Genomic DNA, 26800 nt, shown 5'->3' with positions numbered 1-26800 from the left:
CTCATGTCCCCCACCAAACGCCCCGGTATCCTGCGGCTGTCACCCACACCCATTCAGAGCCGAAGGGCAACCCCGTGAGCGCCATTCGCCCGGCAGCCGTCGTCGTTCTCGCAGCGGGTGAGGGCACCCGTATGAAGTCGGCCACACCCAAGGTCCTGCACCAGATCTGCGGCCGTTCGCTGGTCGGCCATGTGCTGGCCGCCGCCCGGGAGTTGACCCCGGAGCAGCTGGTCGTCGTGGTGGGGCACGCCCGTGAGCAGGTCGCCGCGCACCTCGCCGAGATCGACCCCGAGGTCCGTACCGCCGTGCAGGCGGAGCAGAAGGGCACCGGGCACGCCGTACGGATGGGCCTGGAGGAGCTGGGCGGGGCGGTGGACGGGACGGTCGTGGTGGTGTGCGGGGACACTCCGCTGCTCACCGGCGAGACGCTGGCGCGGCTCGCCGAGACGCACCGTGCGGACGGCAACGCCGTGACCGTGCTGACCGCCGAGATGCCGGACGCGACCGGGTACGGCCGGATCGTGCGGGACGAGGTCTCGGGTGCCGTCACGGCGATCGTGGAGCACAAGGACGCGAGCGCGGAGCAGCGGGCGATCCGGGAGATCAACAGCGGGGTGTTCGCGTTCGACGGGCAGCTGCTGGCGGATGCGCTGAAGCGGGTGCGGACGGACAACAGCCAGGGTGAGGAGTACCTCACGGATGTGCTCGGGATTCTGCGGGAGGCGGGGCACCGGGTGGGTGCTTCGCTGGCCGTGGATCACCGGGAGATCGCGGGGATCAACAACCGGGTGCAGCTGGCGGAGGCCCGCCGGATTCTGAACGACCGGTTGCTGGAGCGGGCGATGCTGGACGGCGTGACCGTGGTGGATCCGGCGACGACGTGGGTGGATGTGTCGGTGACCTTCGAGCGGGATGCGGTGGTGCATCCGGGGACGCAGTTGACCGGGTCGACGCATCTGGGTGAGGGCGCGGAGGTGGGTCCGAACTGCCGGCTGCGGGACACGCGGGTGGGTGCCGGGGCGCGGGTGGACAACACGGTGTCCGAGGGGGCCGTGGTGGGTGCGGGGGCGTCGGTGGGGCCGTACGCGTATCTGCGTCCGGGGACGCGGCTCGGCGCCAAGGGCAAGATCGGTACGTACGTGGAGACGAAGAACGCGTCGATCGGGGAGGGCACGAAGGTGCCTCATCTGTCGTACGTGGGGGACGCGACGATCGGTGAGTACACGAACATCGGCGCGGCGAGTGTGTTTGTGAACTACGACGGTCAGGACAAGCACCACACGACGGTGGGGTCGCATTGCCGGACTGGTTCGGACAACATGTTTGTGGCTCCTGTCACGGTCGGGGACGGTGCTTACACCGCTGCCGGGTCCGTGATCACGAAGGATGTGCCGCCCGGTTCGCTGGCCGTGGCCCGTGGTCAGCAGCGGAATATCGAGGGCTGGGTGGCTCGTAAGCGGCCGGGGAGCGCGGCGGCGAAGGCGGCCGAGGCGGCGTCCCGGGAGGGCGTGAGCGAGGACTGACCGGAATCGTGTGCGCCAAACACGGCGTACCGTGATAAGTGCACATCCGCACACGTGCACCCGCACCCCTACCAGCTGGTTTCGGCCTCTCTTGCCCAGACGGGAGGTCGTAGACGGCGCCGGCTGGCTGAGACAACCTCTGAGGAGACTGTGCTGTGACCGGGATCAAGACGACCGGCGAGAAGAAGATGATGTTCTTCTCCGGCCGCGCCCACCCCGAGCTTGCCGAGGAGGTCGCCCAGCAGTTGGGTGTCGGGGTTGTCCCGACGAAGGCCTTCGACTTCGCGAACGGCGAGATCTATGTCCGCTATCAGGAGTCGGCGCGTGGTGCGGACTGTTTCCTGATCCAGAGCCACACGGCTCCGATCAACAAGTGGATCATGGAGCAGTTGATCATGATCGACGCGCTGAAGCGTGCGTCGGCGCGCTCCATCACGGTGATCGTGCCGTTCTACGGGTATGCGCGGCAGGACAAGAAGCACCGTGGTCGTGAGCCGATCTCGGCGCGGCTGATCGCGGATCTGATGAAGACGGCGGGTGCGGACCGCATCCTGACGGTGGATCTGCACACGGATCAGATCCAGGGCTTCTTCGACGGTCCGGTGGACCATCTGTTCGCGCTGCCGCTGCTGGCCGACTATGTGGGCCGGAAGGTGGACCGGGACAAGCTGACGGTGGTGTCTCCGGACGCGGGCCGGGTGCGGGTGGCGGACCGCTGGTGTGACCGGCTGGGTGCGCCGCTGGCGATCGTGCACAAGCGCCGGGACAAGGACGTGGCGAACCAGGTGACGGTCCACGAGGTCGTGGGTGAGGTCAAGGGTCGTGTCTGTGTGCTGGTGGACGACATGATCGACACGGGTGGCACGATCTGTGCGGCGGCGGACGCGCTGTTCGCGCATGGTGCGGAGGACGTCATTGTGACGGCGACGCACGGTGTGCTGTCGGGTCCGGCGGCGGACCGGCTGAAGAACTCGCGGGTGAGCGAGTTCGTGTTCACGAACACGCTGCCGACGCCGGCGGAGCTGGGTCGTGACCTGGACAAGATCACGGTGCTGTCGATCGCTCCGACGATCGCGAGTGCGGTGCGTGAGGTGTTCGAGGATGGTTCGGTGACCAGCCTCTTCGACGAGCAGTGAGGTTTCTGCAACCCCGCTGCGGAACCCGGCTCCGACCCCGCTCCGCGAGGTAGCCGGAGATCCTTTTGAGTGCGGCCTCCCCCTCCGAGTAGACTGCTCAAGTTGCTCGGCGAGGGAGGCCGTACTCCGTTTCGGCGGAAGGTACGGCGGTCCGTTATCGACGCGCTCTTCGTAGCAGGCCGTTCGTGGCCGGGTGACCACGTCCGTTCCGATTTCCTACGAGGAGTGATCCATATGTCCGAGGTGAAGCTCGCCGCCGAGACCCGTACCGAGTTCGGCAAGGGTGCCGCCCGTCGCATCCGCCGTGACAACAAGGTTCCGGTCGTTCTCTACGGTCACGGCTCCGACCCGCTGCACCTGACCCTCCCGGGCCACGACCTGCTGCTGGCGCTGCGTACGCCGAACGTCCTGATCTCCCTGGACATCGACGGCAAGACCAACGAGCTGGCGATCCCGAAGGCCGTGCAGCGCGACCCGCTGAAGGGCTTCCTGGAGCACGTCGACCTGCTGCTGGTCAAGCGTGGCGAGAAGGTCACGGTCGAGATCCCGGTGCACACCGAGGGCGAGCTGGCCCCGGGTGGCAACCTGCTGGAGCACGTCCTGGCCGCGCTGCCGGTCGAGGCCGAGGCCACGCACATCCCCGAGGCCGTCACGGTCTCCGTCGAGGGCCTGGCGGCCGGTGCCTCGGTGCACGCCAAGGACATCACCCTGCCGAACGGTGTGACGCTGGCCGTGGACGCCGACGCCGTCGTGCTCCAGGTGCTCCAGGCGCAGGCCGAGGAGACCGAGGGTGAGGCCGCCGAGGGCGAAGAGGCCGCCGAGGCCTGAGTTCCGGCAGTCTGCCCACAGCGGTAGCTGTTCGTTCCAGCCGCTGCTTCCCTTGGGGAGCAGCGGCTGTTGCCTTGCGTGAGGAGAGATGGACGTGACCACCCCCGCCAGTGCCCCCTGGCTGATCGTCGGGCTCGGGAATCCCGGGCCGGAGTACGCCATGAACCGGCACAACGTCGGTTTCATGGTGGTGGACCTGCTCGCCGAACGGATCGGCGGGAAGTTCAAGCGGGCCGGCAAGGCGCAGGCGCAGGTGCTGGAGGGGCGGATCGGTCCGGTGGGTCCGGCGAACCGCCGGGTGATCCTGGCCAAGCCGATGTCGTACATGAACCTGTCCGGCGGTCCGGTGAACGCGCTGAAGGACTTCTACAAGGTGCCGGTGGCGAACATCGTCGCGGTCCATGACGAGCTGGACATCGACTACGGCACGCTGCGGCTGAAGCTGGGCGGTGGCGACAACGGGCACAACGGTCTGAAGTCGATGACGAAGGCGATGGGCGCGGACTATCACCGGGTGCGGTTCGGGATCGGGCGGCCGCCGGGGCGGATGCAGGTGGCGGACTTCGTGCTGAAGGACTTCGGGTCGGCGGAGCGCAAGGAGCTGGACTACTTCGTGGACCGGGCGGCGGACGCGGTGGAGTGTCTGGTGACCGAGGGTCTGGAGCGGGCGCAGAGCGCGTACAACTCCTGAGCCATCGGGCCGTACAACTCCTGAGCGATCGGGCCGTACAACTCCTGACATGTGCTTCTACGGCGGACAGTGAGGTTGACCGCCCGTACGGGTATGGCCAATGATCCCGGCCATGCCTGCCACAGCCAGCACTGCCCGTAGGGGCTCCGCTCGTCAGGGGTCCGTGGCCGCGTTGCGGTTCGGCCGGGTCGCGGCGGCGGGTCTGGTCGCCGCTGTGATCCTGTTCGCCGGTGTGTGGGGTTCCTGGGGCACCGCGCAGCACGTGATGCTGACCAAGGGGCGTGAGCAGGGCACGGTGCGGGTGACGTCCTGCGCGGGCGGTTCGTGCAGTGGCCCGTTCCGGCCGGTCTCGGTGGGGGCGCGGGCCCGCGCGCGGGTGGAGCTGGCGGAGTCCGTCGCGGTGCGCGAGGGGCGGACGTACGACGTGGTGTTGAAGCCGGGCACGGGGGACGCGGTGCGGTCGGGTCCGGCGGGGGTGCTGTACGCGTGGCTGCCGCTGGCCGGGGCGTTGCTGCTGGCGTCGGTGGTGGTGGGTGGCGGGATGCGGCTGCGGCGGTCGGCGTGGACGCTGGGGCTGTCGGGCCTGGCGTTGCTGACGGCGGCCTTTCTCGCCGTACAGACGGGTGGGTGAGCCCCACACGGCAGACGAGGGTGCCCCCGGGGTCGTACGACCTCGGGGGCACCCCCTTCTGCTGTGTGGGGTCCGGTGATCAGCCGGTGTTGCGCAGGCCCGCCGCCACGCCGTTGACGGTGAGGAGCAGGGCGCGGGAGAGCAGCGGGTCGGGGCTGACGCCGGCCTCCGTGGCTTCGCGCTGCCGCTTGAGCAGGGCGACCTGGAGGTAGGAGATGGGGTCCAGGTAGGCGTCGCGGATGGCGAAGGTCTGCTTGAGGACGGGCTGGGCGTCGAGGAGTTCGTTCTCGCCGGTGACGCGCAGGACCTCGCGGACGGTCAGTTCGTGTTCGGCCTTGATGGTGTCGAAGACGTGCTTGAGCTCGTCGGGGACGAGGGTGTCGACGTAGTGCTGGGCGATGCGCAGGTCGGTCTTGGCGAGGGTCATCTCGACGTTGGAGATGAAGTTGCGGAAGAAGTGCCACTGCTGGTGCATCTCGTCGAGCACGGTGTCCAGGCCGGCCTCGCGCAGGGCCTTGAGGCCGGAGCCGACGCCGAACCAGCCGGGGACGATCTGCCGGGACTGGGTCCAGCCGAACACCCACGGGATGGCGCGCAGTCCGTCGAGGGAGACGCCGGAGCCGGGGCGGCGGGAGGGGCGTGAGCCCAGGTGCAGGTCGGCGAGCTGGTCGACCGGGGTGGAGGCGAGGAAGTAGGTCGGCAGGTCGGGGTCCTCGACCAGGCGGCGGTAGGCGGCGTGGGCGGCGTCGGAGACGACGTCCATGGCGGCGTCCCAGCGGGCGAGGGCCTCGTCGGACTGGCGGGGCGCGGTGTGCAGGGCGGAGGCCTGGAGGGTGGCCGCGACGGTCAGTTCCAGGTTCTCCCGGGCGAGGGAGGGGATGAGGTACTTGTCGGAGATGACCTCGCCCTGTTCGGTGACCTTGATCTCGCCTTCCAGGGTGCCCCAGGGCTGGGCGAGGATCGCGTCGTGGGAGGGGCCGCCGCCGCGGCCGACGGTGCCGCCGCGGCCGTGGAAGAGGCGCAGTCGTACGCCGTAGCGGTGGGCGACGTCGCGCAGTCTGCGCTGGGCGCGGTGGATCTCCCACTGGCTGGTGGTGATGCCGCCGAACTTCGAGGAGTCGGAGTAGCCGAGCATGACCTCCTGGACGTCGCCGCGCAGCGCGACCAGGCGCCGGTAGGACGGGTCGGAGAGCATGTCCTCGAGGATGGTGTCGGCGGCCTTGAGCTCGTCGGTGGTCTCCAGGAGCGGGACGATGCCGATCTTCGCCCAGCCGGCGTGCAGGTCGATCAGTCCGGCCTCGCGGGCGAGGACGGCGGCGGCGAAGACGTCGTCGGCGCCCTGGCACATGGAGATGATGTACGACTCGATGACCTCGGGGCCGAAGACCTCCAGGGCCTTCTTGACGGTCTGGAAGACGCCGAGGGTCTTGGCCCCAGCGGCGTCGACGGGGGCCGGGGTGGAGGCGAGCGGGCGGCGGGAGCGGAGTTCCTTGGCGAGGAGCTTGGCCCGGTACTCGCGGGGCATGTCGGCGTAGCGCCAGGACTCCTCGCCGAGGCGGTCGAAGAGCTGGCCGAGGGCGTGGTGGTGGGCGTCGGCGTGTTCGCGGACGTCCATGGTGGCGAGCTGGAGGCCGAAGGCGGCGAGGGTGCGGATGGTGCGGCCGAGGCGGCCGTCGGCGAACAGGGTGCCGCGGTGCTCGCGCAGGGAGGTCTGGATGATCCGCAGGTCCTGGAGGAGTTCGCCGGTGCCGAGGTAGTCGCGGCCGGGCTCGTGCGGGGTGCCCTTGGCGAGGCGCTGCTTGGTGTTCTCCAGCTTCTGCCGGATGCAGGTGGCCTTGAGCCGGTAGGGCTCCTCGGCGTTGAGGCGCTTGTAGCGGGGGCTGATCTCGGGGAGCAGGTCGAGGTCGCGTTCGAGGGACTGGAGCAGTTCGTCGGTGGCGCCCGCGTAGCGGATGGAGTTGGAGAGCAGGCCGCGCAGCTCGTCGATCATCTCCAGGGCGTCGTTGATGCCGTGTTCGTGCTGGAGGATGAGGACGTCCCAGGTGACCTGGGGGGTGACGTTGGGGTTGCCGTCGCGGTCGCCGCCGATCCAGGTGCCGAAGGTGAGCGGGCGGGTGTCGTCGGGGAGCTTGACCCCGACCCGTTCCAGCTCGGCCGTGAGGTCCTCCAGGACGTCGCCGACGGCGTCGGCGTGCAGCTCGTCCAGGTAGTAGATGGCGTTGCGGGCCTCGTCGGCGGGTTCCGGGCGGACGACGCGCAGCTCGTCGGTCTGCCACACCAGGTCGATGTTCTCGGCGAGGCGGACGTCGTGGCGGCGGCGGTCGGTGTCGAGGACGGGGGTGTCCAGGAGCGCGGCGATGCGCCGGAGCTTGTTGAGTACCGACCGGCGTGCGGCCTCGGTGGGGTGGGCGGTGAAGACCGGGCGGACGTTGAGGTTCTGGACGGTCTGCCGCAGGTGCTCGGGGTCGGCGTCCTTGAGCCGGTCGGCGGTGCGGGAGAGCAGGCCGCCCTCGGCGGCGCGCCGGGCGCGCAGTTCGCGGCCGCGGTGCACCTGCTCGGTGATGTTCGCCAGGTGGAAGTAGGTGGAGAAGGCGCGGACCAGCTTGGCCGCGGTCTCCAGTTCCGTGCCGCGCAGCAGCTCGGCGGCGGCCTCGCCGTCCTCGCGGGTGAGGCGGCGGACCTTCTCGACCAGTTCCAGGAGCTCGGGGCCCTCCTGCCGTACGAGCGTCTCGCCCAGGAGATCACCCAGTCGGCGGATGTCGGCGCGCAGCTCGCTGCCGGTCGTGGTGGTCTGGTCGTCGGCACTGCTCACAGGTGCGGCTCCTTGCAGTGTTGAAGCTCGTCTGGGAGGGAACCCGGCGTCTGCCACGCGGCGGGTGCCGCATACGGGCCGGAGCGTCCGGGAAGGAAACTTCAGCGGACCGCGCTGTCCGACCGTCTCCAAGGATAGGTGTCGAGGCGGACGCGCTGGCCCGTGGGGCTCTTGCCGCCGGGTGACACGCTGCCATACTTACGTCGCCGTAGGTTACGGAACCGTAGGGAAGTGCCTTCGAGTCCCGCACGGCTCCGGCTGCCCGGCATCTCTGCCCCCGAATCCTCGACCCCCCAGGGGACCGCATGACATCACGTTCCGATGTGATCGACGAAGCCCGTACGGCCAACGACACTCTTTCCCCCTCCGCCACGCTGGGCGGCGAGCAGAAGCGTTCGATCGAGCAGATCACGCTGCTCCTGTTCATCACCGTGCCGTTCCTGGCACTGGTGGCGGCCGTGCCGCTGGCGTGGGGCTGGGGGGTGAGCTGGCTCGATGTGGGCCTGCTGGTGTTCTTCTACTTCCTCGGGTGCCACGGCATCACGATCGGTTTCCACCGGTACTTCACCCATGGTTCGTTCAAGGCGAAGCGGCCGCTGCGGATCGCGCTGGCGATCATGGGGTCGCTGGCGGTGGAGGGACCGCTGGTGCGCTGGGTGGCCGACCACCGCAGGCATCACAAGTTCTCCGACGCGGAGGGTGACCCGCACTCGCCGTGGCGTTACGGCGAGACGGTTCCGGCGCTGCTCAAGGGCCTGTGGTGGGCTCATGTCGGCTGGATGTTCGACGAGGAGCAGACGCCGCAGGAGAAGTACGCCCCGGATCTGGTCAAGGACCCGGCGATGCGGGCGATTTCCCGCTTGTTCGTGCTGTGGACCGCGGTGTCGCTGCTGCTGCCGCCGCTGATCGGTGGTCTGGTGACGATGTCCTGGTGGGGCGCGTTCACCGCGTTCTTCTGGGGTTCACTCGTACGAGTGGCGCTGTTGCACCATGTGACGTGGTCGATCAACTCGATCTGCCACGCGGTGGGCAAGCGGCCGTTCAAGTCGCGGGACCGTTCGGGCAACGTGTGGTGGCTGGCGGTGCTGTCCTGCGGCGAGTCCTGGCACAACCTGCACCATGCCGACCCGACCTCCGCGCGGCACGGTGTGATGCGCGGCCAGATCGACTCCTCGGCGCGGTTCATCCGCTGGTTCGAGCTGCTCGGCTGGGCGTACGACGTGCGCTGGCCGTCACGCTCGCGTATCGATTCGCGCCGGAACACCGCGGAAGGCGGCGCCCGGCGCCGGAGGGAGACCGCGAAGGCGGCATGATTGACGCCGTGGCGACCGATTCCAGCAGCACCTCCGGCAGTGACAAGCAACGGCGGACCCGCCGGACCCGTATGACCGGTGCCGAGCGCCGCCAGCAGCTGCTGGAGATCGGTCGCACGCTCTTCGCGGCGAAGGGGTTCGAGGGCACCTCGGTGGAGGAGATCGCGGCGAAGGCCGGGGTGTCCAAGCCGGTGGTGTACGAGCACTTCGGCGGCAAGGAGGGGCTGTACGCGGTGGTCGTGGACCGGGAGATGCGGCGGCTGCTGGACATGGTCACCGGCTCGCTCACCGCCGGTCATCCCCGGGAGCTGTGCGAGCAGGCGGCGTTCGCGCTGCTGGACTACATCGAGGAGTACACGGACGGCTTCCGGATCCTGGTCCGTGACTCGCCGATCCCGCAGTCGACGGGGTCCTTCGCCTCGCTGATCTCGGACATCGCGACGCAGGTGGAGGACATCCTGGGCCGCGAGTTCAAGTCCCGCGGCTTCGATCCCAAGCTGGCCCCCCTGTATGCCCAGGCGCTGGTCGGCATGGTCGCGCTGACCGGCCAGTGGTGGCTCGACGTGCGCCGCCCGAAGAAGGCGGAGGTGGCGGCGCACCTGGTGAACCTGGCCTGGCACGGCCTGGACGGCCTGGAGCAGAAGCCCCGGCTGATAGGTCACCGCAAGGCGTAGCAGCGGCTAACGGGGCTGGAGGAATTCCAGTCGGTTGCCGACGGGGTCCTCGGAGTAGAAGCGCAGATGGCCGGGCAGATCGTCGTCCCAGGTGACCGGGGCGCCGTGGGCGGTGATCCGGGCGGCGTACGCCTCGATGTCGGTGACCCTGAGCCCGGGGTGGGCCTTCTTCGCCGGGCGGAACTCCTTCTCGATGCCCACGTGGAGCTGGACGGTCCCGGCCTGGAACCAGCAGCCGCCGCGGGCGGCCAGGACCGGCGGCTTGGGGATCTCGGTCATGCCGAGGGCGTCCACGTAGTACGCGCGCAGGGCGTCCTCCGCGCCGGGCGGGGCGGCCAGCTGGACGTGGTCGAGGGCGGCGAGCATGGTCAGACCTCCTTGACGGCGACGGCGAAGAGCCGGCGGAAGGGCAGGACCGTGCCGTAGGGGGCACGGGGGTACGCCTGGCGGAGCAGATCGCGGTACTCGGCGACGAACGCGTCCCGGGCCTCGGGGTCGTCGGCGAGCACGGTCAGCGCGGGCCGCAGCCCGGTGCCCCGCACCCAGTCCAGGACCGGGTCCTCGCCCTTCAGGACGTGGAAGTACGTCGTCTGCCACACGTCGGTGGCGCAGCCGAGGCGGGCGAGGCGGTCCAGGTAGGCGCCGGGGCTGTGGACGGAGTCGGTGGCGCGCAGGACGTCGGCGAGCCGGGACTTCCAGCGGGGGGTGGCGGCGAGGTCGCGCATCAGGGCGTGCAGGGGCGCGTCGATGTTGTCGGGGATCTGGAAGGCGAAGGTGCCGCCGGGGCGCAGGGCGGCGGTCCAGTCGGCGAAGCGGTCGGCGTGGCCCGGCACCCAGTGCAGCGTGGCGTTGCTGATGATCACGTCGTACGGCTCGGCGGGCGTCCAGGTGCGGGCGTCGGCGTGGGCGAACTCCAGCCGTCCTCCGCCGGGCGTGGGCCCCGCCTGCTCGGTGTGGGCGCGGTCGAGCATCTCGGGCGAGTTGTCGTAGCCGGTGATGTGGGCGGTGGGCCAGCGTTCGGCGAGCAGGGCGGTGGCGTTGCCGGGGCCGCAGCCGAGGTCGGCGATCCGGGGCCGGCCGGCCGAGGGCGGTTCGGGCACCCGGGCGAGCAGGTCGGCGAAGGGGCGGGCGCGGTGGCCGGCGTGGCGGAGGTACTGGGCGGGGTCCCAGGCGGGGTTGGTCATGGCACCACTGTCCCCACCCCGCTATCTCGATGTCAAGAGACTCGACATCAAGAGACTTCACGTCGACACAACCACTACACTGATCTCCATGGAGGACGAGGTCGATCGGCTGGTCGCAGCGTGGCGCCGGGAGCGTCCGGACCTCGACGTGGAGCCGCTGGAAGTGCTCAGCCGGGTGAGTCGGCTCGCCCGGCACCTGGACCGTGCGCGCCGGCTGGCGTTCGCCGAGCACCAGCTGGAGCCCTGGGAGTTCGATGTGCTGACCGCGCTGCGGCGCGCCGGCACGCCGTACCAGCTCTCCCCCGGACAGCTGCTGACGCAGACCCTGGTCACCTCGGGCACGATGACCAACCGGATCGACCGGCTGGCCAAGAAGGGCCTGGTGGAGCGGTTGCCGGACCCGAGTGACCGGCGGGGCGTGCTGGTGCGGCTGACCGACACCGGCCGGGACCGCGCCGACCAGGCGCTCGCGGGCCTGCTGGAGCAGGAGCGGGCGATCCTGGGCGAGCTGTCCCGGGCCCAGCGTGCGGAACTGGCCGGCCTGCTACGCCAGCTGACCGCCCCGTTCGACAACATCCCCGGCTAGGTCCGCCGGCCCGACCCCGGCCCGCCGGGCCAGCGCCACGGCGGCCAGGGTGGAGTGGACGCCCAGCTTGCCGAGGACGTTCTGCATATGGGTGCGCACGGTGTGCGGGGAGAGGTAGAGCCGCTCGGCGACGGCCTTGCGGCCCAGGCCCGCGACCATGCACCGCAGCACCTCGCGCTCCCTCGGGGTGAGGGACTCCACCAGCCGCTCGCTCTCGGTGCGGTGCCTGCGGGCCGCGGTCAGCTCCCGGAGCACCCCGGTGAGCAGGGCCGGCGGCAGATGGGTCTCGTCCCGCAGCACGCCCCGGATCACCGCGAGCAGCCGGGACAGCGAGCAGTCCTTGGCCACCCAGCCGGAGGCGCCGGCCTGGAGCGCGAGCGCCGCCCGCCGGGGATCGTCCTTCTCGGCGAGGACGACGGTCCGCACGGCCGGCTGCGCCGAACGCACCCCGGCGACCAGCGAGATGCCGTCGACCAGTCCCTCCTCGTTGCCCGCCCGCACCGGCACGGCCGGGCGGGCGCCGGGCGGCAGCCGGCCGCCGAGGTCGGCGTCGACGAGGAGGACGTCGAAGCGGCGGCCCTCGGCGGCCGCACGCTCCAGACACCGCAGCGCGGCGGGGCCGCTGCCGGCGGCCGAGACCTCGACGTCGGGCTCGGCGGCCAGTGCGGCGGCCAGCGACTCGGCGAAGATGCGGTGGTCGTCCACGACCAGGACTCGGATACGAACCACAAAACCCCCACTGGTACGTGCAGAGAGAGCTACCCCCACCACGGGCTTCGTACCCGGCCGTCTCGCCCCCTGATCGGCACCGGCCCCCACCGGCACCGCTCCTCAGAGTACGGCCGGGCGCCGACAGGGGAAGGCGGTTTGCGGAACTGGCCGAACAGCGCGTTTAGGGTGAGCCGCATGTTTCGTATTGAGGCAGAAGTCGACAAGGAACGGCGCGATCTGCTCCGTACCCGCCTCCGCGACACCAACACCGCGGCCTCGCCGGTCCTGCGCGCACTGCGGGGCACCCCGGGCGAGCGGGAGGTACCGGTGCACGTGTGGGCCCTGGACGCCTCCGGTGACCTGGCGGGCGGCCTGGTCGGCCACACCTGGACGACCTGGCTGCACATCACCTACCTGTGGGTGGACGCCCGGCACCGGGGCGCGGGCCTGGGCTCGCGCCTGCTCAGCGAGGCGGAGCGCGTCGCCGCCGGCCGCGGCTGCACCGGCGCCCGGCTGGAGACCTGGGACTTCCAGGCCCCGGACTTCTACCGCAAGCAGGGCTACGAGGTGGTCGGCGTGATCCCCGACTACCCCCCGGGGATCACGGAGTACACCCTGACCAAACGGCTGACCGGCTAGCCGGGCCTCCGGCTCAGGTCAGCCGGCACGCCCCCGGCGACGGCACCGCCTCGAAGACGCGCGGGGCGGTGTGGCCGTTCGCCGCGAAGGCGTCCTCGACCGCCTTGGTGAGCGTCTCCACGTCGGCCGTCTCCGCGAGGACGATCGCCGAGCCGCCGAAGCCGCCGCCGGTCATCCGGGCGCCGAGGGCGCCGTTCGCCAGCGCCGTGTCGACGACCAGGTCCAGCTCCGGGCAGGAGACGCGGAAGTCGTCGCGCAGCGAGGCATGGCCCTCGGTGAGGACGGGGCCGATCGCGCGGATCTCGCCGGAGCGAAGCAGCGCCACGGCCCGCTCCACCCGCTGGTCCTCGGTCACCACGTGCCGGACCAGCCGGACGACCTCCTCCTCGCCGCCCAACCGGGCGAGGGCCGCGTCGAGTTCGCCGTAGGGGATGTCCCGGAGGGCGTCGACGCCGAGCAGGGCGGCGCCCTTCTCGCAGCCGGCGCGGCGCTTGCCGTACTCGCCGCCGCTGTGGGCGTGCGTGACCCGGGTGTCGACCACCAGCAGGCGCAGGCCCTCGGCCGCGAGGTCGAAGGGGATCTGCTGCTGGGAGAGGTCGCGGGTGTCGAGGAAGAGCGCGTGGCCCTCCTCGCAGCAGGCGGACGCCGTCTGGTCCATGATGCCGGTCGGCGCGCCGACGTAGACGTTCTCGGCGCGCTGGCAGACCCGGGCCAGCTGCCAGCGCTCCAGGCCGAGGCCGTAGAGGTCGTTCAGCGCCAGGGCGACGACGACCTCCAGGGCCGCCGAGGAGGACAGGCCCCCGCCGGTGGGGACCGTGGAGGACAGGTGGATGTCCGCGCCGGTCACCGGGTGGCCCGCCTCGCGCAGCGCCCAGGCGACGCCCGCGGGGTACGCCGTCCAGCCCTCGGTGCGCTGCGGCGCGAGGTCGTCCAGGCGCAACTCGACCGGGCCGCCCTCGACGTCCGCCGAGTGCAGGCGCAGCCGGCCGTCGCTGCGCCGGGAGACGGCCGCGGTCGCCCGGTGCGGCAGCGCGAACGGCATGACGAAGCCGTCGTTGTAGTCCGTGTGCTCGCCGATCAGGTTGACCCGGCCGGGCGCCGCCCAGACGCCCTCCGGCTCGGCGCCGTACAGCTCGGCGAAGCGCTCCGCGACCTGTTGTGCCCCCACTACTGCTCCCTTGCGATGTGCTGCGCGAACTGCCAGGCGTCCGCGACGATGTCCGCGAGATCCGTGCGGGTCGGGTTCCAGCCCAGCTTCTCGCGGGCCGTGTGGGCCGAGGCGACCAGGACGGCGGGGTCGCCGCCGCGGCGCGGGGCGATCACCTCCGGGATGGGGTGGCCGGTGACCTGGCGGACGGTCTCGACGACCTCGCGGACGGAGAAGCCGTTGCCGTTGCCGAGGTTGCAGATGAGGTGCTCGCCCGGGGTGGCGGCCTGTACGGCCAGCAGGTGGGCCTCGGCCAGGTCGGCGACGTGGATGTAGTCGCGGATGCAGGTGCCGTCGGGGGTCGGGTAGTCGTCGCCGTAGACGGAGATCGCGTCGCGGCGGCCCTGGGCGACCTGGAGGACCAGCGGGATCAGGTGCGACTCGGGGTCGTGCCGCTCGCCGTAGACGCCGTAGGCGCCCGCGACGTTGAAGTAGCGCAGGGAGACCGCCGCCAGGCCGTGGGCGTGCGCCTCACTGGTGATCATGTGGTCGACGGCGAGCTTGCTGGCGCCGTAGGGGTTGGTCGGCCGCGTGGCGGCGCTCTCCACGATCGGGACCTGCTCCGGCTCGCCGTAGGTGGCGGCCGTGGAGGAGAACACCAGCCGGCGTACGCCCGCCTCGCGCATGGCGCCGAGCAGGGCGAGCGAGCCGGCCACGTTGTTGTCCCAGTACTTCTCCGGCTTCACCACCGACTCGCCGACCTGCGAGCAGGCGGCGAAGTGCAGCACGCCGTCGTAGGACGGGTCGAGCCACTTGGCGGCGTCGCGGATGTCGCCCTCGACGAAGGCCGCGCCGGCGGGCACGCCCTCGCGGAATCCGGTGGAGAGGTTGTCGAGGACGGTGACCTCGTGGCCGGCCTCCAGCAGGTGCTGGGCCACGACACTGCCGACGTAACCCGCGCCACCCGTCACCAGGTACTTCATGAAGTCGCTACCTCTCGCAGTCGCTCGGCCGCGCGCTCCGGCGGCACGTCGTTGATGAACACGCTCATGCCGGACTCGGAACCCGCGAGAAACTTCAGCTTGCCGGAAGTGCGGCGGATGGTGAAAAGCTCGAGGTGCAGCGCGAAGTCGTCGCGCGTGACACCGTCGAACTCCTCCAGCGCGCCGAACGGGGCCTGGTGCCAGGCCGCGATGTAGGGCGTCGGAGGCTCCCCCTCGCCGAAGATCCGGTCGAAGCGCCTCAAGAGTTCCAGATAGACCTGGGGGAACTCTGTGCGCGCGGCCTCGTCCAGCGCGAGCAGGTCGGGCACCCGGCGCTTGGGGTACAGGTGGACCTCGTACGGCCAGTGCGCCGCGTACGGCACGAAGGCCGCCCAGTGTTCACCCTCAAGGACGACCCGCTCACCGGCGAGTTCCCGGGCCAGGACCGCGTCGAAGAGGTTCTCCCCGCCGCTGGCGTCCTGGTGCGCGGCGAGCGAGCGGAGCATCAGCGCGGTGCGCGGGGTGGTGAAGGGGTAGGCGTAGATCTGTCCGTGCGGGTGGCCCAGGGTCACACCGATCTCGGCGCCCCGGTTCTCGAAACAGAACACCTGCTCGACGGAGGGCAGATGCGACAGCTCCGACGTGCGGTCCGTCCAGGCGTCCAGCACCAGGCGCGCCTGCTCCTCGGTGAGGTCGGCGAAGGAGGCCTCGTGGTCGGAGGTGAAGCACACCACCTCGCAGCGGCCGGAGTCACCGGCGAGCGAGGGGAAGCGGTTCTCGAAGACGACGACGTCGTACGACGAGTCCGGGATCTCGCTGAGCCGGTCGCCCTCGGTCGGGCACAGGGGGCACTCGTCGGCCGGCGGGTGGTAGGTGCGCCCCTGCCGGTGGGAGGCGACGGCGATGGCGTCGCCGAGCAGCGCGTCCCGGCGGACCTCGGACGTGGTGACCGTGCGGTCCAGCGGACGGCGGTCGACCGCGTCGCGCACCGTGTCGTCCCGGAGGTCGTAATAGATCAGCTCACGACCGTCGGCCAGCCGGGTCGAGGTCTTCTTCACGCCGGACTCCTTGTTCGAGCGCCCCGGGGCGGCGCCCCTGGGGGCGTGTCCGCACCCACTCACTCAACACAATCAAACATAACAGACCACACTCGACCACGACTCCGACCATCACAATCAAACAAAGAACATCAACAGAAGTGTTCAATTAACGAACGCGGAGGCGTAGGTTCCGCCCTGGACCAGTTCGCGCAACGAAGCGAGTACTCATGCAAACCCCCACATACGGCCACCTCGATCTGGCGGCGGGGCTACGGCTCCCGACCAACGGGCTCGACTACACGATCCTGGCGATCTACTTCGTCGTCGTGCTGGGCATCGGCTTCGCGGCCCGCCGCTCGGTGAAGACCAGCCTCGACTTCTTCCTGTCCGGACGCTCGCTGCCCGCCTGGATCACCGGCCTCGCCTTCATCTCGGCGAACCTGGCGGCCACCGAGATCCTGGGCATGGCCGCCAACAGCGCCCAGTACGGCGCGTACACCGTGCACTGGTACTGGATCGGCGCCATCCCGGCCATGGTCTTCCTGGGCCTGGTGATGATGCCCTTCTACTACGGCAGCAAGGTCCGCTCGGTCCCCGAGTTCCTGCTGCTGCGCTTCGACCGGGCCGCCCATCTACTCAGTTCGGTCCTGTTCGCCTTCGCGGCCATCCTGATCGCCGGCGTCAACCTGTACGCCCTCGCGATCGTCGTCGAGGCGCTGCTCGGCTGGCCGCAGTGGGTGGCGATCGTGGTGGCCGGCGCCTTCGTCCTCGCCTACATCACCCTGGGCGGCCTGTCCTCGGCGATCTACAACGAGGTGCTCCAGTTCTTCGTGATCCTGGCGGCCCTGATCCCGATCACCGTCCTCGGCCTGAAGAAGGTCGGCGGCTGGGGCGGGCTGACCGACAAGCTGACCGCCACGCACGGCGCCAACTTCACCACCGCGTGGGGCGGTACCGGCATCGGCCACGCCAACCCGCTCGGCGCGAACTGGCTGACCATCGTCCTCGGCCTCGGCTTCGTGCTGTCCTTCGGCTACTGGACGACCAACTTCGCCGAGGTGCAGCGCGCGCTGTCCGCGAAGAACCTCTCCGCCGGCCAGCGCACCCCGCTGATCGCCGCCTACCCGAAGATCTTCATCGTCTTCCTGGTGATGATCCCGGGCCTGGTCGCCGCCGCCGTCGTCCCGCACTTCGGCACCCCCGCCTCGGGCTACCAGTACAACGACGCCATCCCCTACCTCATGCAGGAGCTGCTGCCCAACGGCGTGCTCGGCATCGCGGTCACCGGTCTGCTGGCCGCCTTCATGGCCGGCATGGCGGCCAACGTCTCGTCCTTCAACACGGTGTTCACCAACGACATCTGGGCCAAGTACGTCGTCACCGACCGCGAGGACGGCTACTACGTCCGCTTCGGCCGCCTGATCACCGCGATCGGTGTCCTGGCCTCCGTCGGCACGGCCTTCCTGGCGTCCTCGTTCTCGAACATCATGAGCTACCTCCAGACGCTGTTCTCCTTCTTCAACGTGCCGATGTTCGTCGTCTTCATCGTCGGCATGTTCTGGAAGCGCGCGTCCGTGAAGTCCGGCTTCTGGGGCCTGCTCGCCGGCACCGCCACGGCGATGATCAACTACTTCGTCTTCTACAAGAAGGGCATCATCTCCATCCCGTCCGACCAGGGCGCCAACTTCGTCTCGGCCATCGCGGGCTTCGTCGCCGGCGCGGTCGTGATGGTCGCGGTGTCCCTGTTCACCAGGCCGAAGCCGGCCGAGGAGCTCCAGGGCCTGGTCTACGGCACCCGCTCCCCCGGCATGTCCGAGCCGCCGGCCGCCGGCGACGACGCCTGGTACCGCAAGCCCGCCCTGCTGGGCTGGGGCGCGGTCGTCCTGGCCGCCGCCTGCTACATCCCGTTCTCGTTCTGACGCGGGAGGATCGAGGAAACCATGTCCGAACACTCCGAGCCGCGTCGTCACGACCACTACACCGAGGAAGACGTCCAGCGGGAGGTCACCGACCTCGAGAGCAAGTCCGCGACCGCGGCGCGCATCTTCGACCTGCGCCGCATCATCGGCGGCCTGTTCGTGGTCTACGGCGTCATCGTCACCATCACCGGCATCACCGACTCCCAGGCCGCGATCGACAAGGCACAGGGCGTCAACATCAACCTGTGGACCGGGATCGGCATGCTCCTGCTGGGCATCTTCTTCCTGACCTGGCTGAAGCTGCGCCCCACCCCGCCGCCGCTGCCCCCGGAGGGCCTGCCGGAGGAGAAGGAGTAGCACCGCTCGGGGGCCGGAGTCACAGCAGCTCCGGCCCCCCGCCCTCCCGCGGCAGAGCCGCCCGGTCCAGCAGTCCCGTCCGCGCCGCCAGCGCCGCCGCCTCCAGCCGCGACCCCACGCCCAGCTTCATCAGCACCCGCTGCACATGCGTCCGCGCCGTGCTCGGCGCGATCCCCATGCCCGCCGCGATCAGCCGTGTGTCCTCGCCGTCGGCCACCCGCACCAGGACCTCCACCTCCCGCGGCGTGAGCACCCCCAGCAACCGCTGCGCCTCGTCGTCCGGCTGCGCCGCGGGATTGAGCAGCTCCCCGAAGGCCCCCTGGAGCAGCTGCGGCGCCACCGCCGCCTCCCCGGCCCGCGCCTTCATGATCGCCCGCTCGACGCCCTCTATCCGCTCGTCGTGCCGCACATACCCCGACGCCCCGGCCGCGAAGGCCGCCGCTATGCCCCGCGGCGACGGCACCGGCCCCAGCACCACCACCGCCACCTGCGGCCGCTCACGCTTGATCTTCACCACCGGATCGAACGCCCCGGGCTCGGCCGGCGCCGCCGTACCCAGCAGGCACACCTCCGGCGCCCGCGCGATCACCAGGTCCGCCGCGCCCGCGGCCGGCGCCGCCGCGGCGAGCACCCGGTGCCCGCGCAGCTTCAGTGCCGACGCCAGCGCCTCCGCGAGCAGGCGATGGTCGTCGACGACCATGAGCCGCACTCCCATACAGCAACCCCCCAGTACGTGAGGCCCCCCGGCCCCCCGGCCCCTTCATGCCCCCGGAAGCTACACGCTTGTTCGACGTCGCGCTGCCCCTCTTCATGAGAAGTGCCCCGGATCGATGAAATCCGGGGCACTTCTTGGTAAGTCACCCATTCGGGTGAGTGCGGCGGGGGCGCCGGCGACCGGTCAGCCGCTGGTGCCGAACGCCAGGACCAGGAACTCCTTGTCGTACGACGAGCTGGACTTGTGGGCGAAGGTGTCCGCCATGTACAGCCGGCCCTGCGAGAAGAGGATCTCCGCGTAGTCGGGCAGCATGCTGCTCTCCGCCTCCCGCACGTTCTCCGTCGCCGGGTTCTCCAGCAGCGTGGTCTGCTTGAAGCTGCCGCCGTCGATGCTGACGACCTGGCCGCCCTTGTCGTACGGCGGCCGCTTGTAGGCGAGCAGGTTGGTGCCGTCGACGCGCAGCGGCGACATGGTGTAGCCGGCCCCGGCCTCGGCGCGCTGGCCGGTCATCTTGCCGGTGTTGAGGTCGAAGGAGACGATCTCGTTGGTCTCGGTGCCGTCGCCGCTGCCGCTGTCGTGCTCCTCGGTCGGCACGTACAGCTTGCCGTTGCCGGCCACGATCTGGTGGCAGTCCTCGATCCGGGTGATGCCGTCGCAGCGGCCGCCGTAGGTCTTGCCGGGCGCGGAGATACGGGCGAGCAGCTTGCCGGTCTTGTTGTCGATGGAGAAGTAGTCCGAGATGCCACTGCCGTCACCGGCGCTGTCGCCGACGTCGGCGGCCACCACCAGCGGGTCCGTGGAGACCACGGAGGCGTACTCGATGCCGGTGTCCATCTTGTACTCGGTGATCACCTTCCCGGACTTCGGGTCGATGTTCTGGATGTGCAGCTGGCGGTTGCCGTACTCGCCGCACTTGCGCACCGCGACCAGCTTGCTGCCGCCGCCGTAGCCCGCGTCGTAGCAGGTGTCGTCCGGCTTCGGCTGCCACAGCACGCGGCCGGAGTCGAGGTCGAACGCGGCGCCGCCGTCGGTGCTGCCGACCGCGACGGTGTGCTGGGCGACCGTCACGTTGTCCCAGGTGACCATGGAGGCACCGGAGCCGATCGACTTCGTCCACAGCTTCTTGCCCGCGTCGAGGTCGATCGCGGCGACCTGGCTGCATCCCGCGGAGGAGTCCTTCGCCGGCATCTTCGGCTGGAAGACCACCGCGGTCCTGTCGTCCGAGGAGACATGGCCGGTGGCCGCGCAGACCGGGCCGGGCAGCTTGACGGTCCACAGCTTGGTGCCCTTGGCGGGGTCGTAGCCGACGATCTCGGCGACACCGCTCTTGGCGTACACCTTGTCGGTCAGCCAGGAGCCGTTGGTGGCGACCGTGTCGTCGGTCTGCGGCAGCGGCACCTTGAACAGCAGGCTGCCCGCGGGGTTGGACGGCACCTTCTCCTTGCCGCCGGTTCCTCCGGTGCCGCCGGAGCCGCCCTTGTCGCCGCCCGTGCCACCGCTGGAGGAGGCGGTCTCGTGCGTCTTGTCGTCACCGCCGGAGGAGCTGGCGTACCAGATCCCGCCGACGACGATCAGCGCGATCGCGACGACCGCCGCGACGACGATGAGCACCGTGGAGTTGTTCCGCTTGCCGCCGCCCTGGCCGGGCTGCGGCTGCATGGGCATGGTGGGCGGCTGGCCGGGATAGCCGTACCCCGGCTGCACGGCCTGCATCGGCTGGGTGGGCTGCGCGTAGGTGTTCTGCGGCTGGCCCGGGTAGCCGTAGCCGGCGGGCTGCTGGCCGTAGGCCGGGGCCTGCGGAGCGGCGGGGTAGCCGTAGCCGGACTGCGGCGGCTGTCCGGGCGGGCCCGGCTGGGGGGCCGGGGCGGGGTGCGGGTAGCCGTACGCGGGCTGCGGCGGCTGCGGCGGGGGCGCGGGCGGACCCGCCGGGGGCGGCGGGGTCGGCGGGCCGAAGCCGCCCTGCGGCGGCTGGTTCGGCGGCTGGTGGGGCGGCGGAGGGGGCGGCTGGGTCATGACGGGGTACCTCGGTGCAGCTCGGAGGGCCGGACGGCGGACAGGGCGGAGGAGAGGGCCGGGCTCAGTTGCCGAAGGCCATCATCAGCTTCTCCTTCGCGTCGGTGCTGCCGGACAGCCGGCCGTTCGAGACGAAGAACCGTCCGTCGGCCCAGTCGATGACGCCGTCGAAGAAGGAGTCCTCGATCTCGGCGGTGCCCGAAGGGTTCTGCAACAGCCTGGTCGTCGGGTGGGAGGAGCCGGTGGTCGGGATCGACACCACCTGGCCGCCCGCGTCGTACGACGGCTGCACATAGGCGATGAGCTTGCCGCCCTCGGTCTTCATCGGCGACATCGGCTCGTCCGCGGGCGACTTGACGCGCCACTTGGCCTTGCCGGTGGAGAGGCTGATCGCGACGATCTCGTTGGCGCTGCTGGTGCCGTCCGTGGGCAGGTACAGCGTGTCGGCGTCGGCCACGACTCCCTGGCAGCCCTGGAGATCGCGCTCCAGGATCGCCCAGCCGCAGCGCGGGGAGAACTTCTCGTCGACCTTCACCTCGGAGCGGAACCCGCCGCTCTTGGTGAACGTGGAGATGTTCCAGGCCTTCTTGTCCTCGTTGGTCAGGTACACCACGAGCGGGTCCAGCGAGTAGACGCGGGACACCTGCCAGCCCTTCTTGACCGGCTGGGTCCACTTCACCTTGCCGGTGGCCGGGTCCAGTTCCTGGATCTCGTCGTGCTCGCCGCTGGTGCTGGCCCCGCAGGACGCCACCTGGACCAGCCGGCCGGAGCCGCCCGCGTACCCGGCGGGGTAGCAGGACGAGCCGTACTTCTTCTTGTCGTACAGCTTCTTGCCGGTGTCGATGTTGTACGCCGTGCCCGACTCGGAGCGGCCCACCATCAGGGTCTTGCCGCTCACCGACAGCTCGACGTTGAGCGCGCTGTCGAAGAGGCCGCCGTCGGCGACCTGGCCGCTCCAGCCCTTCTGACCGGTGTTCAGGTCGATCTGCTGGAGCTGGTTGCACTTGGCGTTGTCGCTGACGCCGCTCATGTACGCCACGACGACCTTGTCGTCCGCCGACTTCTGCGGGGTGACCGCGCAGATCTTCTGCGGGAAGGTGATCGGGCTCCACGCGTCCTTGCCGTCGGTCACGTCGTAGGCGAAGACCTGCTTGTACGCCGCCTTGACCGCCGCCTTGCCGGTGATCCACATGCCGGGCGCCTCGGCACCTGAGCCCGGGACCTCCGGCGCCGACTTGTACCAGAGGACCTTGGCCTCACCGGACTTGCGGCCCTCGTTGAGGTTCTCCGGGTCGTCACCGGTGCTTGCGGAGGGGGACGGGGAGGCGCTGTCGGACGCGGTCGGCTTGTCGTCCTGGCTGTGCTCGGCGACGGGCTTCTTCTTGCCGCCGCCACCGCCGCCACCGCTGCTCACCGCGTAGACCGTGCCGCCGATGACGAGCAGCGCGGCCACCGCGGAGCCGACGATCAGCGCCGTCTTCTTCCGGCCGGCCGGGCCGCCGGGCGCCGCACCGGGCGCGCCGGGGTACGGCGGCGGCGGGTAGCCGTAGCCGGGCTGGGCCGCCGCGTAGGGGCCGGCCGGCTGCTGGCCCGGTTGCGGGTAGCCGTAGGGGCTGGGGGCGGTGGGGGCGGTGGGCGCGCCGTACGGGCCGGGGGTGGCGGGCGGGGTGGGAGCGCCGTAGGGGCCGGGCTGTTGGGGGTAGCCGTAGCCGGGCTGGGGCGCTTGCGGGGGGCCGGCGGGCGGCTGCGCCGGGGGCGGGGGTGTCTGCGGAGCCCCGAACCCGCCGGGCTGCGGCGGCTGGTCCTTCGGCGGCTGGTCCTGTGGTGCTCCGAAACCGCCGTGCGGCGGCTGACCGGGCGGCTGAGTCATCAGCGCTCTCCCCCTCGTTCACTGATTTTTAGCCACGCCCTGAGGTTCGTGACGGACCCAAGGTCGTACTCAGACAGTTCTCAGACGGCCCTTTCTATCACCCGGTACCGGCCGGGCAGGGGTCCGCGTCCTGCGCTGTTCCCAAGGGAGGACCGCCTCGTGACGCCGCCGTTATGCGCCTTCACGCCCCCTTCACGCGGCGCGCGCACCGGCGCCGCGCGCGGGGGGCGCATCACCTCGGGGCGGGGCTGGGTGTTACGCGTCCTCCGCCAGTTCCAGCCAGCGCAGCTCGAGTTCCTCGCGCTCTCCGGCGAGGTCGCGCAACTGGGCGTCCAGTTCGGCCACCTTGGCGAAGTCGGTGGCGTTGTCGGCGATCTGGGCGTGCAGCTTGGTCTCCTTCTCGGAGATCTTGTCCAACTGCCGCTCGATCTTCTGGAGTTCCTTCTTGGCGGCGCGCTGATCGGCGGCGCTCTTCTCCGTGGTGGCCGGCTTGGGCGCCGCGGCGGCCGTCTGGGTGGCGACCGCCTCCTCCATCCGCCGGCGCCGCTCCAGGTACTCGTCGATGCCGCGCGGCAGCATCCGCAGGGTGCCGTCGCCGAGGAGGGCGAAGACACGGTCGGTGGTGCGCTCGACGAAGAACCGGTCGTGGGAGATGACGATCATCGAGCCGGGCCAGCCGTCGAGGACGTCCTCCAGCTGGGTGAGGGTCTCGATGTCGAGGTCGTTGGTGGGCTCGTCCAGGAACAGGACGTTGGGCTCGTCCATGAGGAGGCGCAGCAGCTGGAGGCGGCGGCGCTCACCGCCCGACAGGTCGCCGACCGGCGTCCACTGCTTCTCCTTGTTGAAGCCGAACGTCTCGCACAGCTGCCCGGCGGTCAGCTCGCGCCCCTTGCCGAGGTCGACGCGCTCGCGGACCCGCTGCACGGCCTCCAGGACCCGCCAGGTCGGGTCGAGTTCGGCGACCTCCTGGGAGAGGTAGGCGAGCTTGACGGTCTTGCCGACGACGATGCGCCCGCCGGCCGGCTGCACCTCGCCCCCCGTACGGGCCGCCTCCGCCATGGCCCGCAGCAGCGAGGTCTTGCCCGCGCCGTTGACGCCGACCAGACCGATCCGGTCGCCGGGGCCGAGATGCCAGGTGACGTGTTTGAGCAGCACCTTGGGGCCCGCCTGCACGGTGATGTCTTCCAGGTCGAAGACGGTCTTCCCGAGCCGCGAGGAGGCGAACTTCATCAGCTCGCTGCTGTCCCGGGGCGGCGGCACGTCCGCGATCAGCTCGTTGGCGGCCTCCACCCGGAAGCGCGGCTTGGACGTGCGGGCGGGGGCGCCGCGGCGCAGCCAGGCCAGCTCCTTGCGGATCAGGTTCTGCCGCTTGACCTCTTCGGTGGCGGCGATCCGCTCGCGCTCCGCGCGCGCGAAGACGTAGTCCGAGTAGCCGCCCTCGTACTCGTAGACGGAGCCGCGCTGCACGTCCCACATGCGGGTGCAGACCTGGTCCAGGAACCAGCGGTCGTGGGTCACGCAGACCAGCGCCGAGCGCCGGGTCTGGAGGTGCCGGGCGAGCCAGGCGATGCCCTCGACGTCGAGGTGGTTGGTGGGCTCGTCCAGGACGATCAGGTCCTGCTCCTCGATGAGCAGCTTGGCGAGGGCGATACGGCGCCGCTCACCGCCGGAGAGCGGTCCGATGACGGTGTCCAGCCCCTTGGGGAAGCCGGGCAGGTCCAGGCCGCCGAACAGCCCGGTCAGCACATCGCGGACCTTGGCGTTGCCGGCCCACTCGTGGTCGGCCATGTCGCCGATGACCTCGTGGCGGACGGTCGCGGCGGGGTCCAGGGAGTCGTGCTGGGTGAGCACGCCGAGCCGCAGCCCGCCGGAGTGCGTGACCCGCCCGGTGTCGGACTCCTCCAGCCGGGCGAGCATCCGGATGAGGGTGGTCTTGCCGTCGCCGTTGCGGCCGACGACCCCGATCCGGTCCCCCTCCGACACGCCGAGCGAGACGCCGTCGAGCAGGGCACGGGTGCCGTACACCTTGCTGACGTTCTCCACATTGACCAGGTTGACGGCCATTTCACTCCTGTGCGCGAGGCTGGGTCGACAGCGGCTCCGCCGCGGTCAGCCTTCTAGCCTAGGGCCTCTCGGCCTCCGGGCGGGCGCCGCGGGGTGGTCAGTGGCCCGGGCCGCCGTGGACGACCGTCGCCCCCGGTACCGGCCCGGCCGCCGTGCGCACGGCCTTGCAGGTGCCCGACGCCCGGAGCGCCGCCGCCACCTTCGCGGCGGACTCGGCGTCGCGTACCAGGAACGCCGTGGTCGGGCCGGAGCCGGAGACCAGCGCGGTGAGCGCGCCCGCCGCCCGGCCGGCGTCCAGGGTGTCGGCCAGCTCGGGGAAGAGGGACAGCGCGGCGGGCTCGAGGTCGTTGGAGACGGTCCCGGCGAGCGCCTCCGGGTCGCCCTTCGCGAGCGCCTCCAGCAGCTCCGGCGAGGCCACGGGCGCGGGGATCTCCCGGCCCTCGGCGAGCCGGTCGAACTCGCGGAACACCGCCGGGGTGGACAGCCCCCGGGTGGCCATGGCGAACACCCAGTGGAAGTCGCCGCCGGTGTCCAGGACGGTCAGCCGTTCGCCGCGGCCGACGCCCAGGGCGGCGCCGCCGATCAGGCTGAACGGGACGTCGCTGCCCAGCTCGGCGCAGATGGCGAGCAGCTCCGCGCGGGAGGCGCCCGCGTTCCAGAGGGTGTTGCAGGCGAGCAGCGCGCCCGCGCCGTCGGCGCTGCCGCCGGCCATGCCCCCGGCGACCGGGATGTCCTTGGCGATGTGGAGGTGCACGGCCGGCTCGATGCCCCGGCGGGCGGCGAGCGCGAGGGCCGCGCGCGCGGCGAGGTTGCTGTGGTCGAGGGGGACCTGGCCGGCGTCCGGGCCCTCGCAGGTGACCCGCAGCTCGTCGGCCGGGGTGACGGTGACCTCGTCGTACAGGCCGACGGCGAGGAAGACGTTGGCGAGGTCGTGGAACCCGTCGGGGCGGGCGGCGCCCACCGCGAGCTGGACGTTGACCTTGGCGGGGACGCGGACCGTGACGCTCACTGCTGCCCGGGCTCCTTCATCGGCGGATGGTGCGGACACTGCTGATGTCGATCGACGCTGACCGGCGCTACGCGGCGCGCCGGCCGTTCTCCGCGATGCGGGCGAACTCCTCGACCGTGAGCGACTCCCCGCGGGCCTGCGGCGAGACGCCGGCGGCGACCAGGGCGGCCTCGGCGGCCGCCGCGGACCCGGCCCATCCGGCGAGCGCCGCCCGCAGCGTCTTGCGGCGCTGTGCGAAGGCCGCGTCGACGACGGCGAACACCTCCTGCTTGGAGGCGGTGGTCTTGATCGGCTCGGCCCGCCGGACGAGGGAGACCAGCCCGCTGTCGACGTTGGGCGCGGGCCAGAAGACATTGCGGCCGATGGCCCCGGCCCGCTTCACCTCGGCGTACCAGTTGGCCTTGACCGACGGCACGCCGTACACCTTCGAGCCGGGGGCCGCGGCGAGCCGGTCGGCGACCTCGGACTGCACCATCACCAGCGTCCGCTCGATGCTGGGGAAGGTGTCGAGCATGTGCAGCAGCACGGGCACGGCGACGTTGTAGGGCAGGTTCGCGACCAGGGCGGTGGGGGCGGGACCGGGCAGCTCGGCGACGTGCATGGCGTCGGAGTGGACCAGCGCGAACCGGTCGGCGCGCGCCGGCATGCGCGCGGCGATGGTCGCGGGCAGCGCGGCCGCCAGGACGTCGTCGATCTCGACGGCGGTGACCCGGTCGGCGACCTCCAGCAGGGCGAGGGTGAGCGAGCCGAGACCCGGGCCGACCTCGACGACCACGTCGTCGGGGCGGACCTCGGCGGTCCGGACGATACGGCGGACCGTGTTGGCGTCGATCACGAAGTTCTGGCCGCGCTGCTTGGTCGGGCGGACACCGAGCGCGGCCGCGAGCTCGCGGACGTCGGCGGGGCCGAGAAGGGCGTCGGGGGTGGGGCTGCTCACGGGACAAGGGTACGGGGG

The 26800-nt window shown here is 71.0% G+C and carries 24 protein-coding genes; 11 read left to right on the top strand and 13 right to left on the bottom strand.

The features are described from left to right. The first annotated feature begins 74 nt into the window (after positions 1-74). The 5 genes from glmU (at position 75) to ACWCV9_RS28045 (ending at position 4809) form a co-directional block, all read left to right on the top strand. The gene (gene glmU / locus ACWCV9_RS28065; protein WP_450790646.1) at positions 75-1523 is read left to right on the top strand and encodes a bifunctional UDP-N-acetylglucosamine diphosphorylase/glucosamine-1-phosphate N-acetyltransferase GlmU; all 1449 of its coding nucleotides are present in this window, start codon (positions 75-77) and stop codon (positions 1521-1523) included. 155 nt (positions 1524-1678) lie between these two features. Then, positions 1679-2659 carry a ribose-phosphate diphosphokinase gene (locus ACWCV9_RS28060; protein WP_385844934.1) on the top strand — a complete coding sequence of 327 codons (981 nt, stop codon included), beginning with the start codon at positions 1679-1681 and terminating at the stop codon, positions 2657-2659. A 234-nt stretch (positions 2660-2893) separates the two neighbouring features. Continuing rightward, a complete protein-coding gene (locus ACWCV9_RS28055; protein WP_385844935.1) occupies positions 2894-3487 on the top strand; it encodes a 50S ribosomal protein L25/general stress protein Ctc in 594 nt (197 codons plus the stop codon). A gap of 88 nt (positions 3488-3575) precedes the next feature. Next, complete coding sequence (pth, locus tag ACWCV9_RS28050; protein WP_450790644.1) at positions 3576-4178, top strand: aminoacyl-tRNA hydrolase; 603 nt, start codon at positions 3576-3578, stop codon at positions 4176-4178. A gap of 100 nt (positions 4179-4278) precedes the next feature. Continuing rightward, complete coding sequence (locus ACWCV9_RS28045; protein ID WP_450790643.1) at positions 4279-4809, top strand: hypothetical protein; 531 nt, start codon at positions 4279-4281, stop codon at positions 4807-4809. 79 nt (positions 4810-4888) lie between these two features. Here ACWCV9_RS28045 and ppc read toward each other — a convergent pair whose 3' ends face one another. Then, the gene (gene ppc / locus ACWCV9_RS28040; protein WP_450790641.1) at positions 4889-7621 is read right to left on the bottom strand and encodes a phosphoenolpyruvate carboxylase; all 2733 of its coding nucleotides are present in this window, start codon (positions 7619-7621) and stop codon (positions 4889-4891) included. Between the two features lie 305 nt (positions 7622-7926). Between ppc and ACWCV9_RS28035 the strand changes: the two genes are divergently transcribed. Together ACWCV9_RS28035 and ACWCV9_RS28030 are read left to right on the top strand one after the other, a co-directional pair. Continuing rightward, the gene (locus tag ACWCV9_RS28035; protein WP_450790640.1) at positions 7927-8934 is read left to right on the top strand and encodes an acyl-CoA desaturase; all 1008 of its coding nucleotides are present in this window, start codon (positions 7927-7929) and stop codon (positions 8932-8934) included. Continuing rightward, a complete protein-coding gene (locus tag ACWCV9_RS28030; protein ID WP_450790638.1) occupies positions 8931-9608 on the top strand; it encodes a TetR family transcriptional regulator in 678 nt (225 codons plus the stop codon). Before ACWCV9_RS28035 ends, ACWCV9_RS28030 begins: the two co-directional genes overlap by 4 nt. Before the next feature lie 6 nt (positions 9609-9614). On the opposite strand, the gene ACWCV9_RS28025 is transcribed toward ACWCV9_RS28030, so the two are convergent. Together ACWCV9_RS28025 and ACWCV9_RS28020 are read right to left on the bottom strand one after the other, a co-directional pair. Then, positions 9615-9974: a VOC family protein gene (locus ACWCV9_RS28025; RefSeq protein ID WP_450790636.1), complete on the bottom strand. Its 360-nt coding sequence runs from the start codon at positions 9972-9974 to the stop codon at positions 9615-9617. Positions 9975-9976: 2 nt separating this feature from the next. Next, positions 9977-10792: a trans-aconitate 2-methyltransferase gene (locus ACWCV9_RS28020; protein WP_450790635.1), complete on the bottom strand. Its 816-nt coding sequence runs from the start codon at positions 10790-10792 to the stop codon at positions 9977-9979. A gap of 88 nt (positions 10793-10880) precedes the next feature. Here ACWCV9_RS28020 and tamR point away from each other — a divergent pair, with 88 nt between their 5' ends. Then, entirely contained in the window at positions 10881-11378 is a 498-nt protein-coding gene (tamR, locus tag ACWCV9_RS28015; protein ID WP_031169761.1) for a MarR family transcriptional regulator TamR, read from the top strand. Here tamR and ACWCV9_RS28010 read toward each other — a convergent pair. Continuing rightward, the gene (locus ACWCV9_RS28010) at positions 11337-12107 is read right to left on the bottom strand and encodes a LuxR C-terminal-related transcriptional regulator (protein ID WP_385844947.1); all 771 of its coding nucleotides are present in this window, start codon (positions 12105-12107) and stop codon (positions 11337-11339) included. The genes tamR and ACWCV9_RS28010 overlap by 42 nt on opposite strands. A gap of 177 nt (positions 12108-12284) precedes the next feature. Between ACWCV9_RS28010 and ACWCV9_RS28005 the strand changes: the two genes are divergently transcribed. Then, positions 12285-12728 carry a GNAT family N-acetyltransferase gene (locus ACWCV9_RS28005; RefSeq protein WP_450790632.1) on the top strand — a complete coding sequence of 148 codons (444 nt, stop codon included), beginning with the start codon at positions 12285-12287 and terminating at the stop codon, positions 12726-12728. A gap of 13 nt (positions 12729-12741) precedes the next feature. On the opposite strand, the gene galK is transcribed toward ACWCV9_RS28005, so the two are convergent. From galK to galT, 3 genes are read right to left on the bottom strand one after another with little or no spacing between them, the layout of a single operon-like run. Further along, positions 12742-13896, bottom strand: a complete 1155-nt coding sequence (gene galK, locus ACWCV9_RS28000) for a galactokinase (RefSeq protein ID WP_450790630.1) — start codon at positions 13894-13896, stop codon at positions 12742-12744. Further along, the gene (gene galE, locus ACWCV9_RS27995; protein ID WP_450790629.1) at positions 13896-14858 is read right to left on the bottom strand and encodes a UDP-glucose 4-epimerase GalE; all 963 of its coding nucleotides are present in this window, start codon (positions 14856-14858) and stop codon (positions 13896-13898) included. Before galE ends, galK begins: the two co-directional genes overlap by 1 nt. Continuing rightward, the gene (gene galT / locus ACWCV9_RS27990) at positions 14855-15916 is read right to left on the bottom strand and encodes a galactose-1-phosphate uridylyltransferase (RefSeq protein WP_450790628.1); all 1062 of its coding nucleotides are present in this window, start codon (positions 15914-15916) and stop codon (positions 14855-14857) included. The genes galE and galT overlap by 4 nt, the downstream gene beginning before the upstream one ends. A 209-nt stretch (positions 15917-16125) precedes the next feature. On the opposite strand from galT, the gene ACWCV9_RS27985 reads away from it, so the two are divergent. Next, positions 16126-17817, top strand: a complete 1692-nt coding sequence (locus tag ACWCV9_RS27985; protein ID WP_450790626.1) for a sodium:solute symporter family protein — start codon at positions 16126-16128, stop codon at positions 17815-17817. A 21-nt stretch (positions 17818-17838) separates the two neighbouring features. Beyond that, positions 17839-18174, top strand: a complete 336-nt coding sequence (locus ACWCV9_RS27980) for a hypothetical protein (protein WP_450790624.1) — start codon at positions 17839-17841, stop codon at positions 18172-18174. 19 nt (positions 18175-18193) lie between these two features. Here the strand turns inward: ACWCV9_RS27980 and ACWCV9_RS27975 are convergent, their stop codons facing one another. The 6 genes from ACWCV9_RS27975 to rsmA form a co-directional block, all read right to left on the bottom strand. After that, positions 18194-18889, bottom strand: a complete 696-nt coding sequence (locus tag ACWCV9_RS27975) for a helix-turn-helix transcriptional regulator (protein ID WP_450790623.1) — start codon at positions 18887-18889, stop codon at positions 18194-18196. A 183-nt stretch (positions 18890-19072) separates the two neighbouring features. Further along, positions 19073-20902 carry an outer membrane protein assembly factor BamB family protein gene (locus tag ACWCV9_RS27970; RefSeq protein WP_450790622.1) on the bottom strand — a complete coding sequence of 610 codons (1830 nt, stop codon included), beginning with the start codon at positions 20900-20902 and terminating at the stop codon, positions 19073-19075. A 64-nt stretch (positions 20903-20966) separates the two neighbouring features. Then, the gene (locus ACWCV9_RS27965) at positions 20967-22772 is read right to left on the bottom strand and encodes an outer membrane protein assembly factor BamB family protein (protein ID WP_450790621.1); all 1806 of its coding nucleotides are present in this window, start codon (positions 22770-22772) and stop codon (positions 20967-20969) included. A 255-nt stretch (positions 22773-23027) separates the two neighbouring features. Beyond that, the gene (locus tag ACWCV9_RS27960) at positions 23028-24836 is read right to left on the bottom strand and encodes an ABC-F family ATP-binding cassette domain-containing protein (RefSeq protein WP_450790620.1); all 1809 of its coding nucleotides are present in this window, start codon (positions 24834-24836) and stop codon (positions 23028-23030) included. A gap of 97 nt (positions 24837-24933) precedes the next feature. Continuing rightward, positions 24934-25845: a 4-(cytidine 5'-diphospho)-2-C-methyl-D-erythritol kinase gene (locus ACWCV9_RS27955; RefSeq protein ID WP_450790618.1), complete on the bottom strand. Its 912-nt coding sequence runs from the start codon at positions 25843-25845 to the stop codon at positions 24934-24936. A gap of 67 nt (positions 25846-25912) precedes the next feature. Further along, positions 25913-26782 (bottom strand): 16S rRNA (adenine(1518)-N(6)/adenine(1519)-N(6))-dimethyltransferase RsmA, encoded by an 870-nt coding sequence (gene rsmA / locus ACWCV9_RS27950; RefSeq protein WP_450790617.1) that lies wholly within the window; start codon positions 26780-26782, stop codon positions 25913-25915. Positions 26783-26800 lie beyond the last annotated feature (18 nt).

Source organism: Streptomyces sp. NPDC001606 (genome assembly GCF_053596835.1).
Note: the sequence above shows the minus strand (reverse complement) of the source record. Positions and strands in the feature narration are given on the sequence as shown.